Origin of the sequence: Kitasatospora putterlickiae (assembly GCF_039527695.1) — a bacterium.
In the GTDB taxonomy this organism is placed as follows: Bacteria; Actinomycetota; Actinomycetes; order Streptomycetales; family Streptomycetaceae; genus Kitasatospora; species Kitasatospora putterlickiae.
This window is the reverse complement of sequence record NZ_BAAAKJ010000285.1, coordinates 611-15,009: the sequence shown is the minus strand read 5'-3', so window position 1 is coordinate 15,009 and position 14,399 is coordinate 611. Positions and strand designations below refer to the sequence as shown.

The 14,399-nt window shown below is 74.0% G+C and carries 10 protein-coding genes; 7 read left to right on the top strand and 3 right to left on the bottom strand.

The window, feature by feature from the left end; all coding sequences use genetic code 11:
• The 3 genes from ABD308_RS27720 to ABD308_RS27710 form a co-directional block, all read left to right on the top strand.
• Positions 1-3,075 (top strand): Ig-like domain-containing protein (locus tag ABD308_RS27720; RefSeq protein ID WP_344340022.1); only part of this gene is annotated, 3,075 nt, incomplete at its 5' end.
• 339 nt (positions 3,076-3,414) lie between these two features.
• Positions 3,415-4,935 carry a DUF4153 domain-containing protein gene (locus ABD308_RS27715; protein ID WP_344340017.1) on the top strand — a complete coding sequence of 507 codons (1,521 nt, stop codon included), beginning with the start codon at positions 3,415-3,417 and terminating at the stop codon, positions 4,933-4,935.
• 85 nt (positions 4,936-5,020) lie between these two features.
• Positions 5,021-5,906 (top strand): IS5 family transposase gene (locus tag ABD308_RS27710; protein ID WP_344340061.1). Its coding sequence is split into 2 segments (ribosomal slippage): positions 5,021-5,161 and positions 5,163-5,906, totalling 885 coding nucleotides; the frame shifts between segments, so codons are not numbered across the junction.
• Between the two features lie 166 nt (positions 5,907-6,072).
• Here ABD308_RS27710 and ABD308_RS27705 read toward each other — a convergent pair.
• Positions 6,073-7,614 carry an MFS transporter gene (locus ABD308_RS27705; RefSeq protein WP_344340057.1) on the bottom strand — a complete coding sequence of 514 codons (1,542 nt, stop codon included), beginning with the start codon at positions 7,612-7,614 and terminating at the stop codon, positions 6,073-6,075.
• A gap of 167 nt (positions 7,615-7,781) precedes the next feature.
• Here ABD308_RS27705 and ABD308_RS27700 point away from each other — a divergent pair, with 167 nt between their 5' ends.
• The 3 genes from ABD308_RS27700 (at position 7,782) to ABD308_RS27690 (ending at position 10,104) form a co-directional block, all read left to right on the top strand.
• Positions 7,782-8,486 carry a TetR-like C-terminal domain-containing protein gene (locus tag ABD308_RS27700; protein WP_344340014.1) on the top strand — a complete coding sequence of 235 codons (705 nt, stop codon included), beginning with the start codon at positions 7,782-7,784 and terminating at the stop codon, positions 8,484-8,486.
• A gap of 98 nt (positions 8,487-8,584) precedes the next feature.
• Positions 8,585-9,295 (top strand): ribonuclease HII, encoded by a 711-nt coding sequence (locus ABD308_RS27695; protein WP_344340012.1) that lies wholly within the window; start codon positions 8,585-8,587, stop codon positions 9,293-9,295.
• 98 nt (positions 9,296-9,393) lie between these two features.
• Entirely contained in the window at positions 9,394-10,104 is a 711-nt protein-coding gene (locus tag ABD308_RS27690; RefSeq protein WP_344340011.1) for a hypothetical protein, read from the top strand.
• Positions 10,105-10,341: 237 nt separating this feature from the next.
• On the opposite strand, the gene ABD308_RS27685 is transcribed toward ABD308_RS27690, so the two are convergent.
• Both ABD308_RS27685 and ABD308_RS27680 read right to left on the bottom strand, forming a co-directional pair.
• Positions 10,342-11,016 (bottom strand): hypothetical protein, encoded by a 675-nt coding sequence (locus ABD308_RS27685; RefSeq protein WP_425554861.1) that lies wholly within the window; start codon positions 11,014-11,016, stop codon positions 10,342-10,344.
• 412 nt (positions 11,017-11,428) lie between these two features.
• Entirely contained in the window at positions 11,429-13,627 is a 2,199-nt protein-coding gene (locus ABD308_RS27680; RefSeq protein ID WP_344340009.1) for a RecQ family ATP-dependent DNA helicase, read from the bottom strand.
• A gap of 231 nt (positions 13,628-13,858) precedes the next feature.
• On the opposite strand from ABD308_RS27680, the gene ABD308_RS27675 reads away from it, so the two are divergent.
• The coding region (locus ABD308_RS27675; protein WP_344340008.1) for a DUF4192 domain-containing protein at positions 13,859-14,399 on the top strand (541 nt) is incomplete at its 3' end.

Here is a 14,399-nt window from a genome sequence, read left to right as displayed (position 1 = left end):
GTCGGCCCGGGCGCGCCCCCGGCGGCGGCCGTCACGGCGACACTGGGCAGCACCGAGGTCGGCACCGCCGTCGACACCGCGGACTCCCACTACCTCAACGCCTCGCGCCACGTGACCGGTTCGTCCGGCGGCAGGGTCAGCGGCATCTCGGTGTACGTGGAGAACGTGGACGCCGCGCCCGGCAACCGGTTCCAGACGGCGGTCTACCAGGACAACGGCGGCCGCCCGGGAGCCCTGCTGGCGAGCAGCGCCACCGCGACCCTCACCGGTCCCGGCTGGAACACCGTCCCGGTGACGGCCACCCTGGCCGCCAACACCCCCTACTGGCTGGCCTACAACACCAACGGCTCCGGCCCGTCGGTCAACAACCTGCGCTACAGCCCCGGCGGCTCCAGCGCCTACGGCACCGGTGGTCAGCCGTTCGGCAGCTGGCCGGCCACCGTGGGCCCGGTCGGCACCAGCGCCACGAGCTTCTCGATCTACGCCACCTACACCGCCGAGGTGGCCCCGCCGTCCCCGCTCCCGGGGGCCGGGCCGGGCGGGGAGGGCCCGATCCTGCTGGTCACCAGTCAGGCCAACCCGTACACCCGCTACCTGGCGGAGATCCTCAAGGCGGAGGGCCTGAACGCCTACCGCCAGGTGGACGTCTCCGCCGTCACCAGTGCCGTGCTGGCCTCCGCCGACGTGGTGCTGCTCGGTGAGACACCGCTCACCGCCGCCCAGGCGAACCTGTTCACCACCTGGACCAACGGCGGCGGACAGCTGGTGGCGATGCGCCCGGACAAGCAGCTCGCGCCGCTGTTCGGGCTCACCCCGGCGGCCGGCACCCGCGCCGACGCCTACCTCAAGGTGAACACCGGTGCCGCGCCCGGCGCCGGGATCACCGGCGCCACCATGGGCTACCACGGCGCCGCCGACCTCTACACGCTGAACGGGGCCACCGCCGTCGCCACCCTGTACAGCGACGCGGCGACCGCGACCGCCAACCCGGCGGTGACCCTGCGCGCGGCCGGCGGCGGGCGGGCCGCCGCGTTCAGCTACGACCTGGCCAGGTCGGTGGTGCTGACCCGCCAGGGCAACCCCGCCTGGGCCGGTGAGCAGCGCGACGGCGTCGACGGCTACGAGGCCGCCGAGATGTTCTTCGGCACCGACGGCCAACCGGACTGGAACGACCTGGACAAGGCGCTCATCCCGATCGCCGACGAGCAGCAGCGGCTGCTCGCCAACCTGCTCACCCGGCTGGCGTCCGACGACAAACCGCTGCCCCGGTTCTGGTACTTCCCGCGTGACGTCAAGGCCGTGGTGGTGATGACCGGCGACGACCACGGCGTCGGCGGCACCGCCGGCCGCTGGAACGACTACCTCGCGCAGAGCCCGCCCGGCTGCTCCGTCGCCGACTGGGAGTGCGTGCGCGGCTCCTCGTACGTCTACCCGGACGGCCCGCTCACCCCGGCCCAGGCCAAGGCGTACAGCGACCAGGGCTTCGAGGTCGGCGTGCACGTCACCACCGACTGCCGCCCCTGGGGCACCACCTCGGCCCTGCAGGGCTACTACCGGGACCAGCTGGCCGCCTGGCGGGCCAGGTACCCGGCGCTGCCGAACCCGTCGAGCAGCAGGACGCACTGCGTGGAGTGGGACGACTGGGCCACCCAGGCGAAGACCAAGCTCGCCAACGGGATCCGGCTGGACACCGACTACTACTTCTACCCGTCGAGCTTCACCCAGGACCGGCCCGGCTACTTCAACGGCACGGCCCAGATCATGCGCTTCGCCGACACCGACGGCAGCGTGATCGACGAGTACCAGGCCACCACCCAGCTCACCGACGAGTCGGGCCAGTCGTACCCCGGCACCGTCACCACCCTGCTCGACGCCGCGTACGGCGCGCAGGGCTACTATGCGGCGCTGACCGCCAACATCCACACCGACTTCGCCGGCTCCGGCGCCTCGGACGCGGTCATCGCCGCCGCCAAGGCGCGGGGCGTGCCGGTGGTGTCCGGGCGGCAGATGCTCACCTGGCTGGACGGGCGCAACGGCTCGGCGTACACCAGGCTCGCCTGGCACCCGGCCACGGGCGGCGGCGGCTCGCTGACCTTCGACATCACCGGCGGGGCCACCGGGCTGCGCGCGATGCTGCCGTTCAACGCGGCCTCCGGCACGCTCACCGGGATCAGCTCCGGGGGCCGTCCGGTGCCGTACCGGATCGAGACGGTCAAGGGGGTGGCGTACGCGTTCTTCGACGGCGCGGTGGGCTCGTACGCGGCGGAGTACGGCCATGACTCCACCGCGCCGACGGTGATCGGCAGCACGCCGGCCCCCGGCGCGAGCGGGGTGGCGCCGGGCACGGCGGTGCGGTTCTCCTTCGGCGAGCCGCTGGACCCGGCGAGCGTGACCGGCGGGACCGTCACCCTGCGGGCCACGGCGGGCGGCGCGGCCGTCGCGGGGACGGTCGCCCACGACGCGGCGACGAACGGCGTGGTGTTCACCCCGGCCGCCCCGCTCGCGCTGACCACCGGGTACACCGCGACCGTCCAGGGCGTCCGGGACCTCGCCGGGAACGCACTGGCCGGACCCTACGCGTTCGCGTTCACCACCGGGGGAGCGGAGCCGCGCACGATCGGCGGCGCGGAGGTGGGCTCGCGGACCGACGACACCGACTCCAACCACCTGAACGGCAGCCGGGTGACGACCGGCGCCGCTCCGGTGGCGCTCACCTCGCTGAGCGTGCACGTCGGTCCGGTCGGCGCGGCGCCCAACAACCAGTACCAGCTGGCCGTCTACACCGACGTGGGCGGCTCGCCGGGGACGCTGGTCGCCCGGACCGGGTCCGGGACGCTGACCGCCAACGCGTGGAACTCGCTTCCGGTGGACCTCACGCTGAGTCCCGGAACGTCGTACTGGTTCGTCTACAACAGCAACGGGACGAGCTCCACCGTCAACAACATGCACTACTCGACCGGTGCCTCCGGCCAGGGCGCGTACAGCAACACCGTGGTGCCGTTCGGGACGTGGCCGGCGGACTTCGGGCCGGCGGTGAAGGACTCGTTCCTGTACTCGCTGTACGGGACGTACTGACCGGGGCGGTGTGGGGCCCGCGGCGAGCCGGCCCGGGCGCCTGCCGGCGGAGGGACCCGGCTCTGTCACAGGGGTGTGACGGAGCCGGGCCCAGTCTTTTTGAACTTGTTCAGAATGGTCTACAGTCGGCTTCGGCCGCGCTGCCCGGTGTCCTCGCCGGTGTGGTTCCGCGCGCCCGTCGGCGGACCGCCCGGAAGGTGGTTTCCGCACGTCCACCCGACCTTCGAGGGGGAAGCCATGTCCGGAATCAGCACACCAGCGGCGGACGGAGTGCCGCCCGGCGGCGGCGCCGGGGCCGGGCTCGGGGCCGGGCCTGGGGCCGGGCCGTACCGGGCGCCCGTGCCCGCGCCGCAGCCGTTCGCCTGGCTGCGGCCCAGCGATCCGGACCGGAAGGCCCCGGCCACCGGCCGGACGGTGCTGGCGGCGGTGCTGACCGGTCTGCTCACGTCCCTGCTGCTGATGGACGGACTCGGCGTCAACCTGCTGCTCTGCGCGGCGCTCGCCGCCGCCGGGGCCGGGATCGCCGCCCGCGCGGCGGGCCGCCGGCTGCGCCCCTGGACCGCCGTGTGGAGCGCGCTCGCGCTCGCCCTGCTCGCCGTCCCGGCACTGTACGAGGCCCACTGGCCGACGCTGCTGAGCATGGTCTGGGCCGTCGGCCTGGCCTCGCTCGCGCTGCACGGCGGACGGCGCTGGAGCGGCGTCCTGTTCGCGCTGCCGGGACTGCTCTGGCAGCTGGTACCGGCCCTCGGCTGGGCCCGGAAGAGCCTGCGCGGCGGTGGCGGGGTGGCGCGCGGCCGGGTGGTGCCGGTGCTCAAGGGCGTACTGGTCGCGGCCGTGCTGCTGGCCGTCTTCGGCACCCTGTTCGCCAGCGCCGACGCGGCCATGGCCGACGTCCTCGACAGCCTCGTGCCCAGCCTGGACCTCGGCGAACTCCCGGCCCGGGTGGCGTTGTTCACGCTCGGCCTGGCCGCCGCCCTGGGCTTCGCCCACATCGCGGCCGGTCCGCGCCGCTGGGACCGCGCGCGGATCCGGCCGGGTCGTGCCAGGGGCCGGCTGGAGTGGGCGCTGCCGCTGGCCGCGCTGAACCTGATGTTCGGCGCCTTCGCGGTGGTGCAGGCGGTGGTGGTGCTCGGCGGCGGGGAGTCGGTGCTGGAGCGGACCGGGATGAGCCGCTCCGCGTACGCCCGGCAGGGCTTCTGGCAGCTGCTCGTGATCACCGTGCTGACCCTGGTGGTGGTCGCGGTCGCCAAGCGCTGGGCGCCGCGCGCGACCGAGACCGACCGCAGGCTCGCGCGCGTCCTGCTCGGCGCGCTCTGCCTGCTCACCCTGGTCGTGGTGGCCTCGGCGCTCGGGCGGATGTGGTTCTACGTCGACGCCTCGGGCCTCACCACGCTGCGGCTGTGGGTGCTGGCCGTCGAACTGTGGCTGGGCGTGGTCTTCCTGCTGCTGATCGCGGCCGGTCTCACCCCGTCGGCGGGCTGGCTGCCGCGCGCGGTGGTGCTGAGCGCGGCGCTGGCCGCCGCCGGGTACGGGCTGATCGGGCCGGACGCGCTGATCGCGGAGCACAACGTGGCCCGCTTCGAGCGGACCGGGCAGATCGACCTGCGCAATGTCCGCGGCCTCTCGCCGGACGCGGTTCCGGCCCTGGACCGGCTGCCGGGGGACTACCGGACCTGCGCGCTCAGCGTCATGGCCTCCGAGCTGGGGCGGGACGGTGCCACTCCCTGGTACGCCGACAGCCTGGCCGGGGCGCGGGCCCGGGACATCCTCGCCGAGCGCCCGCCGGCCGACCGCCTCGTGGGCCAGGAGTACGCCTGCGACCGGGTCGGGCTCCGCTACGGCTTCACCTTCGGAGGCTGAGAAAGTGTTGGGTAATTGATCAACTACATGAGGTGAGGTTGGGTGGGTGATCTTCGCGGGCGCCTTGACCGCGAAGATCACCGTCATGTGTGTCTGTTCGTGCAAGCCGCTCTATGCATCGTCGTTGACGGATGCTCAGTGGGTGGTGATAGAGCCGCTGCTGCCGGTGCGGGATCCGTGCCGGGGTGGGCGTCCGTTGAAGTTCCCGCGTCGGCTGGTCGTGGACACGGGTGTTGTACGTGCTGGTCACGGGTTGTGCGTGGAGGATGGTTCCGCACGACCTCGCGCCGTGGGACGTGGCCTACCGCTGGTTCCGTGCGTGGACGGCGGACGGGACCTGGGACCGGGTTCACGACGCACTGCGCGACCGGGTTCGGGTGGCCGACGGCCGGGACCCGCAGCCGTCGGCCGCCGCGCTGGACTCCCAGTCCGTGCGCAGTCACCAGGGTGGCGAGGCGATCGGCTACGACGCGGGCAAGCGTGTGCGGGGCCGCAAGCGGCACCTGCTGGTGGACACCTGCGGGCTCGTGCTGCGGGCGGTGGTGCACTCGGCGTCGGTGCAGGACCGGGCGGGCGCGAAGCTGGTCCTCACCGGGGTCCGGGAGGAGTTTCCGCAGGTCGGGCTGGTCTGGGTCGACGGCGGCTACGTCAATGCCGTCGATGCCGGCCTGGTCGGCTGGGCCACGGAGCACGAGGGTCTGGCGGTCGTGGCGGTGCCGCGCAACGCGGATGTGAAAGGGTTCCAGGTACTGCCCCGCCGGTGGGTGGTCGAGCGGACATTCTCCTGGCTGGGACGGTGCAGACGGTTGGCACGCGACTACGAGCGCAAGACCGCGCACGCCGAAGCGATGATCAAGGTCGCCATGATCCGACTCATGGCAGCCCGCCTCGCCGGCGAGGAGATCGAACCGCGCGGCCCCATCGAGACCGAAGCAGCCCGCCGCCTCGCCGACGACCTCGAAAACGAGTAGCCGGTCAGTTACCCAACACTTTCTGAGCCGGTCGGCTCGGTGGGTCGGCTCATAGGGGCGGGGAAGGCCGAGGGGCCGGTCGGGAGCGCGCTGCTCCCGACCGGCCCCTCGGCTGTCCGGTCCGCCTCCCCCGGTCGGGCGGCCGGTCGGCGCGTCGCGACGCCGGTCAGTGCATCGCGACCTTGGCGGTGTCCGACGGCAGGTCGGTGGCCTTGGCCTTGATCACGACGGCCGCGATCACGAAGGCGAGGCCGGCCATCGCGGCGCCCACGATGAAGCCGTGCGAGATGCCCTGCACGAGCACCTCGTTGGCCGCGGCGGTGCCCTCGGGGAACTCGTGCCTCTCCATCAGCCAGGCCTTCTGGTCCGGCGTCGCGGTGGCCATGAAGTCGGGCAGTTGCTTCTCGGCCTCGCTGCTGGCGTAGCGCGCGAACACCGTGGTCAGGATCGACAGGCCGAGCGAACCGCCGATCTGCTGCATGGAGTTCAGCAGGCCGGAGGCGGCGCCGGTCTCCTGGCCGGAGACGCCCGCGACGGCGAGCAGCATCACCGGGACGAAGACCAGGCCCATGCCGAAGCCGAAGACCACCGTGGGGCCGAGGACGCCGTCCACGTAGCCGCTGTCCGCGTCCATGAAGGTCAGCCAGGTGAGACCGACGGCGACGAGCAGCGAGCCGCCCGCCATGAACGGCTTCGGGCCGTACTTGCCCTGCAGGCTGGAGGCGACCTGGGCGGCCACGATGATGGACACGCTGATCGGCATGAACGCGAAGCCGGCCTTGAGCGGGCTGTAGTCCAGCGGCCCCTGCACGAAGAGGGTGATGTAGAAGAAGATGCCGAACATGGCGGCGGCCAGGCAGAGCATCATCACCAGACCGCCGGTGCGGTTCCGGTTGGCGAACAGCTTCAGCGGGGTGATCGGCTGCGAGGTGCGGGTCTCGATGAACACGAACGCGGCCAGCAGGATCACGCCGGCGGCGAAGGAGCCGAGCGTCAGCCCGTCCTTCCAGCCGTCGGACGCGGCGCGGATGAAGCCGTAGACCAGGCCGACCAGGCCGAGCGTCGAGGTGAGCGCGCCGGGCAGGTCGAAGCGGCCCGGGTGGCGCTCGGACTCGGCGATGTAGCGCGGCGCGGCGAAGGCGATCAGGACGGCGATCGGCACGTTGACGAAGAAGACCCAGCGCCAGTCGAGGTACTGGGTGAGCACGCCGCCGGCCAGCAGGCCGATCGCGGCGCCCGAACCGGCCACCGCGGAGAACACGCCGAAGGCCCGGTTGCGTTCGGGCCCCTCGTCGAAGTTGGTGGCGATCAGGGCGAAGGCCGTCGGCGAGCAGATCGCGCCGCCGATGCCCTGGAGCGCGCGGGCGGCCAGCAGCATGCCGCCGTCCTGCGCGAAGCCGCCGAGCAGCGAGGCCAGGCCGAACAGCAGCGTGCCGGCTATGAAGACCCGGCGCCGGCCGAGGATGTCGCCCGCGCGCCCGCCGAGCAGCAGCAGGCCGCCGAAGGTCAGCGTGTAGGCGTTGATCACCCACGACAGGTTGGTGGTGGAGAAGTCCAGCGCGTCCCTGATCTGCGGCAGGGCGATGTTCACGATGGTGGCGTCGAGCACCACCATCAACTGCGAGGCCGCGATGACGGTCAGGGTGATGCCCTTGTTCGGGCCGCGCCCGGTTCGCGGTGGAGAGTTCTTGCTGAGCGTGTCGGAGATAGCCAAGTTGATGCCCCCTGCTGGCTACTGCTTCGTATGCTGCGGACCTGGAGGTCCGGCGCGGCCCAACGGCGTCCCGCGGGCTATGAAGGAACGGGATCGTTCACTACTCTGGACGATAGCGTTGCCGAGATTGTGAACGCAAGCGTTCCTTAGGGTTGGTGACAATGGATCAGTTGGTGCGGCGCCAGGCGGCGGACCGCTCGGCCGGCCTTCCGACCGGCCTGGCGGCGCAACGGGCGCCCGAGGCCACGCGGGCGCCTTGTCCCGTCCAGGTCGTCGCCGAGGTCCTCGGCAGGCCGGTGCGACGGCGGGGGAAGGAGCTGGAGACGGCGATCTTCGAAGCGACGCTCGATCAGCTCACCTCCGGCGGATTCGCGCGGCTGACGATGGAGGGGGTGGCCGCCGCGGCACGGACCGGGAAGGCCGCGCTGTACCGGCGGTGGACGTCCAAGGTGGAACTGGTCGTCGACGCCCTGGACTCCACTCTGCCACGCCCCACCGACAGCCCTTCCCTCGGGTCCGCCCAGGCGGAACTGCGCCACCTCGTCGAGGGTTTCGTCTCGGTCGCGCGCTCCCGGGCGGGTGGTGCGCTGAGCGCGGTGATGGCCGAGCTGGACCACGATCAGGCGGAGCTGTTCAAGGACTTCATCACCCGGCGGATCCTGGAGCCGACCAAGGGCGTGATCCTGGACATCCTGCGCCGGGGTGCCGAGCGCGGCGACGTCCGGCCCGGCGCGGCCACCCCGGTGGTCGCCGACGTCGTCCCGGCGATGCTGCTGTACCGGGTCAAGGTCTGCGGCCGGGAGACCGGCCCCGAGTTCGTCGACCAGCTGGTCGACGAGGTGCTGGTCCCGCTGATCCGGCCCTGAGGCGGGTGGGCCCGGGCCGGGGGCGTGACCGCCCGGCCCGGGCCCGGCGCACGGGCGGTGGCATAGGCTGGAGGCCGACCAGCTGAACGGACCCCGCCATGCCCATCGTCCCGCCGACGCACTCCGTCGAGCGCTCGCTGCGCCGCGCCGGCGCCAGGACCGTCGTCGGCCTCGACGAGGTCGGGCGCGGCGCCTGGGCCGGGCCGGTCACCGTGGGCGCGGCCGTCACCGGCCTGCGCCGGCCCCCGGAGGGGCTGACCGACTCCAAGCTGCTCACCGAACTCCGCCGACGGGCGCTGGCGCCCGTGCTCGCCGACTGGGTCACCGCGTACGCGCTCGGCCACGCCTCGGCGCTGGAGTGCGACGAGCTCGGGATGACCGCCGCGCTGCGGCTGGCCGCCGTGCGCGCCCTGGAGGCGCTGCCGGTGGAGCCGGACGCGGTGATCCTCGACGGCAAGCACGACTACCTCGGCGGCCCCTGGCGGGTGCGCACGGTGATCAAGGGCGACCAGTCGTGCGTCTGCGTGTCCGCCGCCTCGGTGCTCGCCAAGGTCCACCGCGACGGTCTCATGGCCGATCTCGGCGAGGCGCACCCCGACTTCGGCTTCGCCGACAACGCCGGCTATCCGTCCCCGGTCCACCGGGCGGCGCTGGAGGAACTCGGGCCGACCGAGCACCACCGCCTCTCCTGGTCCTATCTCGACGGGCTGCCCAAGTGGCGTCACCTGAAGCGGGTCCGGGCGATTCCCGGCCCCGGCGGACCGGGCCTCGCGGAGTCCGCCGGGGAGCAGCTCGCACTCGGTTTCTGACGGTACGTCTGGAAACTCCGGGGGTGTCCACGGGACCGCGGTGCCCAATGGGTGGGCCGCCCGTGCGCGTCCGACCGGCATTTGATAGATATCCGGGTATGCCTGTCTTCCCCGAGGAGCCGGAGATCAACGAGAGCCTCCCGGGCCCCGGCGTTCCCAGCCCCCGCGAGTCGGACGCACACGCCCTCCGCACGCCGGCCACCGGCGGCGCGGCCACCGCCGTACCGTCGGCTGCCGGTGTCGTACCGGCCCCGGTGCCGGGCCCCCGCCCCGCACCGCCGCGGCCGGCGCCGCCGCGTCCGGCGGGTGCGCGGGCGGACCGTCCGGGGCCTTCGCCGCGCCCGAACCCGATTCCCAAGCCCAGCCCTCCGCGACCCGCGCCCCGACCGGCGCCGGTCGAGGTCCGGCACGTCCCCGCCGTCGAGGCGGAGGCGCTGGACCGCGCGGACGAGACCGTCGACCGGTTGCTGGACGGCGGCCGCGACCCCGGCGCCGTCCTGGTGCTGACGGTCGGTGCGGCACACCCCTGGCAGCAGCACGAGCTGTCCTTCGGCGAGGAGCGCTACTGGGCGCAGCTCGCCGAGGGCGGCGACGTGTTCTACGCCGACGCGGAGCTGACCCGCCCGGCCCGCCGACCGGTGGTCGTCCTGGTCGTCAACGGCGGCCCGGCCGACCGCGCCGCGACGGCGTACGCCGAGGCGCTGCGGCGTGCGGAGGCGCTGCTGGTGGTCTGCGGTGGCGCCGATCCGGCCGCCGGTGGTGCGCCGCTCGCCGCCGGGGCCTCGGCCCCGCGCGGGCTGCCCGCCTGAGATCCCTGAGACCGACGTCCTGACCACGACGCCCCGGGACCCGCTCCCACGGCACGGGACCTGATGACCGTCCTGGCCCGGTACCCCTTGGGGTGCCGGGCCTCGGCGTTCCCGGTGCGCGGGCCGAGGCGCGGTCCGATCACGGGGGCCGCCGCCCGCCCGGCGCCGTCACGGACCGTGCCGTGCCGCGCCGCGCCGCGCCGTGCCGTCACGGGCCGCGAGCGGGCGGCCGGGTGGTCAGCGGGTGCCGGTGCGGCGGGCCGGTTCGATCGCCGCGACCCGGGCGGGCCCCCATGGGCGCTCGGCCTGGCGGGACCGGGGCGACCGCTGGGCGTGCGGGGTGTCCCGGGCGGTGCGGGGCGGCAGCTCCGTCACGGTGTGGACCGCTCCCCGCGCCCACGAACCCGCGTGCGGATTGCGTCCGCTCCGCCCGTCGCCGAGGATCTGCCAGCCGGCCGGCGTCAGCGCGACGTACGCCCCGCAGCGCAGCCCGTGCAGGCCGGCCGCGTCCCGCAGGGCCCACATCCAGGAGCCGTCCGAGTCCGTCCAGCCGGCCGCGCCCTCGCGGCAGCGCAGGAGGACGGCCGTCCGTCTCGGGGCGGGCAGCCGCAGGTCGTGCGCGGTGACCTGGCGCAGGTGGGTGAGGATCCCGTTGCGGTGCTGCCAGCCGTCCGCGTCGTGCGGCCAGGGTGCGAACGAGGCCGAGGCGGTCACCCGGTGCAGCGCGTCCAGGACGGCGACCACCACCGTGCCGGGCTGGGGCAGATGGAGCCGGTGCAGTTCCAGGACGAATTCGCGGGGGTCGCGGAGCAGCGGGATCCCCAGGTCCGTCCAGGTCTCCAGATCGAGCACCCGTCTGGGCGCCGAACCCCGGGCGAGGGGATACTGACCTCGGTCGATGCCGCTGATCACGACCCTCCTTCCCGACCCACGGGCGCGCGGGTGCCTGCGTACGCCAGAGGCATGGTCCAGGGGACCGGGATCCGGGTACGGTCCAATTCTCAGGGCAGATGGGGTGGAGCGGCAACGATGAAATGATGAACGCCGCCCGAAAGCCAACGTTCTGCCGGATATATTCCACGGCCGCCCGGAAACGGCCCGGCCGCCGCCGGATCGCGGGCCGACCGTTCCGGAGGGCGCCGCGAAGCCTCTCGGTCAACTCCGTTCCTCCCTTCCCCGGCGATTCCCCGGCCATTCCCCGTCTGTCTGTCCGATGGTCCCGACCGGGCGCGAAGACGTCCCGGCGGCCGTGATTACTCCGATTCGGTGACGCCGATCCGGTGATGCGGGTGCGGGGCACCGTCCCGGCGGCGCGGGCCGGCGGTCAGCCCTGGAGCGCCAGCACCAGCGGCAGCACCGCGCCCGCCCCGGCGCGGCGCAGCAGCCGGGCCGCCACCGTGACCGTCCAGCCGGAGTCCACCAGGTCGTCCACCAGCAGCACCGGCCCGCCCGCGGCCGCCACCGCCTCGGCCGTCTCCGGCGGCAGGACCAGCGCGCCCGCCACCGAGTTCAGCCGCTGGGCGCTGTTGCTGCGCGACCCGTGCGGCGGCTGCCCGGTCGCGTACTCGATCCGCCCGAGCAGCGGCAGCCGCCCGATCTCGGCGATCCGCGCGCCGAGGCCGCCGACCAGTCGCGGCCTGGTGGAGGAGGCCATCGTCACCACGCCGACCGGCCGCTCCAGCCGGGTGCCGTCGGCCGTCGCCGGGCCGGCCCAGCCGCCGGGGCCGCGCGCCCAGTCGGCCAGCACGGTGACCAGGGCGTCCACCACCTCACCGGGGACCGGACCGTCCGGGGCCTGGTCGGCGAGCAGTGAGCGCAGCCGGGTGCCCCAGCCGATGTCCGAGAGCCGGCCGAGCGCCCGGCCCGTCTCGGCCTGCTCGCCCGCCGGGATGCGGCCCTTGAGCGGGATGCCCAGCGCGTCCATGCCGGTGGGCCAGAGCCGGCGCGGCTCGACGCCGACGCCCGGCCGGCCGAGGGCGGCGCGGGCGGCCTCCAGGGCGGCCGCCGAGACCTCCGGTCCGTGCAGCGGCCCGGCGCAGTTGTCGCACCGGCCGCAGGGCACCGCCTGCTCGTCGTCCAGCTGGCGGCGCAGGAACTCCATCCGGCAGCCGGTGGACGCCGCGTACTCGCGCATCGCCCGCTGTTCGGCCTCCCGGGAGGCGGCCACCTTGGCGTAGCGGGCGGTGTCGTACGCCCAGCTCTGGCCGGTGGCCGTCCAGCCGCCCTTGACCCGGCGGACGGCGCCGTCCACGTCGAGGACCTTGAGCATGGTCTCCAGCCGGGTGCGGCGCAGGTCCACCCGGGGCTCCAGCGCGGCCGTGGAGAGCGGTCGGCCGGCTTCCGCGAGGGCGTCGATGGTCCGGCGGACCTGCTCCTCGGGCGGGAAGGCGAGCGAGGCGAAGTAGCGCCAGATCGCCTCGTCCTCGCGGCCGGGCAGCAGCAGCACCTCGGCGCGGTCGACCCCGCGCCCGGCCCGGCCGACCTGCTGGTAGTAGGCGATCGGGGAGCTGGGCGAGCCGAGGTGGACGACGAAGCCGAGGTCCGGCTTGTCGAAGCCCATGCCGAGGGCCGAGGTGGCGACCAGCGCCTTGACCCGGTTGGCCAGCAGGTCGGCCTCGGCGGTGCGGCGCTCGGCGTCCTCGGTGCGGCCGGAGTAGGAGGCGACCGTGAAGCCTCGCTCGCGCAGGAAGGCCGTCACCTCGTCGGCGGCGGCGACGGTGAGGGTGTAGACGATGCCGGAGCCGGGCAGCCGGTCGAGGTGGTCGGCGAGCCAGGCCAGCCGGTGCGCCGGGTCGGGCAGGGTCAGCACGCCGAGGGTGAGGCTCTCGCGGTCGAGCGGGCCGCGCAGCACCAGCGCGTGCTCGTCCCCCGCGCCGGTGCCGAGCTGCTCGGCGACGTCGGCGGTGACCCGGGAGTTGGCCGTGGCGGTGGTGGCCAGCACCGGGACGCCGGGCTGGAGCTCGGCGAGCATGGTGCGCAGCCGGCGGTAGTCGGGGCGGAAGTCGTGGCCCCAGTCGGAGATGCAGTGGGCCTCGTCGACCACCAGCAGGCCGGTGGAGGCGGCGAGCTCGGGCAGCACGTTGTCGCGGAAGTCGGGGTTGTTCAGCCGCTCGGGGCTGACCAGCAGGACGTCCACCTTCCCGGCGGCGACCTCGGCCTGGACGGTGTCCCACTCGTCGGTGTTGGCGGAGTTGATGGTGCGGGCGTGGATGCCGGCCCGGGCGGCCGAGTCCACCTGGTTGCGCATCAGGGCGAGCAGCGGCGAGACGATCACCGTCGGACCGGCGCCGCGGGCCCGCAGCAGGGCGGTGGCGATGAAGTAGACGGCGGACTTTCCCCAGCCGGTGCGCTGCACCACCAGGGCCCGGCGGTGGTCGACGACCAGCGCCTCGATGGCGGTCCACTGGTCCTCGCGGAGGGTGGCGCCGGGGCCGGCCAGCTCGCGCAGGACGGCCTCGGCCCGCGCCCGGACCTCGGCGCGGTCGGCGGCGGTGGCGGTGATGGGGGTCTTCGGCTGCTGCATGGCCCCCATGTAACCCCGAGGAACCGACAAGGGGCGAACGGCGGCGGGTGCGGAGCGGGCGGAGCCGGGAGGTGTTTCATCCGTTCATCTGCTCAACGGCGGCTGATTTTCCCCCGGGAGAGTGGCTCGGCGATACGCCGATCGAGGGAGGAGATATTCACAGGCCGGGTTTATCCACAGGTTCGGAAGTAATTTCCGGGGGCTCCGGGGAATTGCGGCAGCCTTCCCGCCATGACCGACGAACGCATCGCGCTTCCCTTCCGCGACGGCCCGGGTGGCCGTCCGATCACCATGCGGGGCCCGGCCGACATGGCCGAGGTCCTGCCCTACCTGCTCGGCTTCTACCCCGACGACAGCATCGTCGCGGTCGGCCTCCAGCCGCCAGGCCTGCACCAGGGCGGGGTGATCCGGCTGGACATCCCCGAGTCCGCCGAGGAGTGGCCGGCCGCCGCCGAGGAGACGGCCGCCCTCCTGGTCCGGCTCTCCGAGCGGGAGGACCGGCGGCCGGTCCAGGTCCTCCTCTACCTCTGCCAGGATCCCGTCGGGCCGTCGCCCGGCGGGGAGCACGGCCCGCCGGTGGCCGAGCGGCTGCGTCCGCTCGCGGAGCGGTTGCACCAGGCCTTCGAGGGCCGGGGCGTGCGGGTCAAGGAGTCGCTGTGCGTCTCGGCGGACCGCTGGTGGTCCTTCCTCTGCACGCGGGAGGGCTGCTGTGATCCGGTGGGGCATCCGATCCGCCGGACGCCCGGCCCCGGGCCGGTCGCGGCGGCGGCGA

What these genes read in the sequence shown, in the direction of transcription:
- ABD308_RS27700 (WP_344340014.1), top strand. Translation starts at nt 7,782, where the DNA reads ATGGATCAGTTGGTGCGGCGCCAGGCGGCGGACCGCTCGGCCGGCCTT.
- ABD308_RS27695 (WP_344340012.1), top strand. Translation starts at nt 8,585, where the DNA reads ATGCCCATCGTCCCGCCGACGCACTCCGTCGAGCGCTCGCTGCGCCGC.
- ABD308_RS27690 (WP_344340011.1), top strand. Translation starts at nt 9,394, where the DNA reads ATGCCTGTCTTCCCCGAGGAGCCGGAGATCAACGAGAGCCTCCCGGGC.
- ABD308_RS27680 (WP_344340009.1), bottom strand. Translation starts at nt 13,627, where the DNA reads ATGCAGCAGCCGAAGACCCCCATCACCGCCACCGCCGCCGACCGCGCC.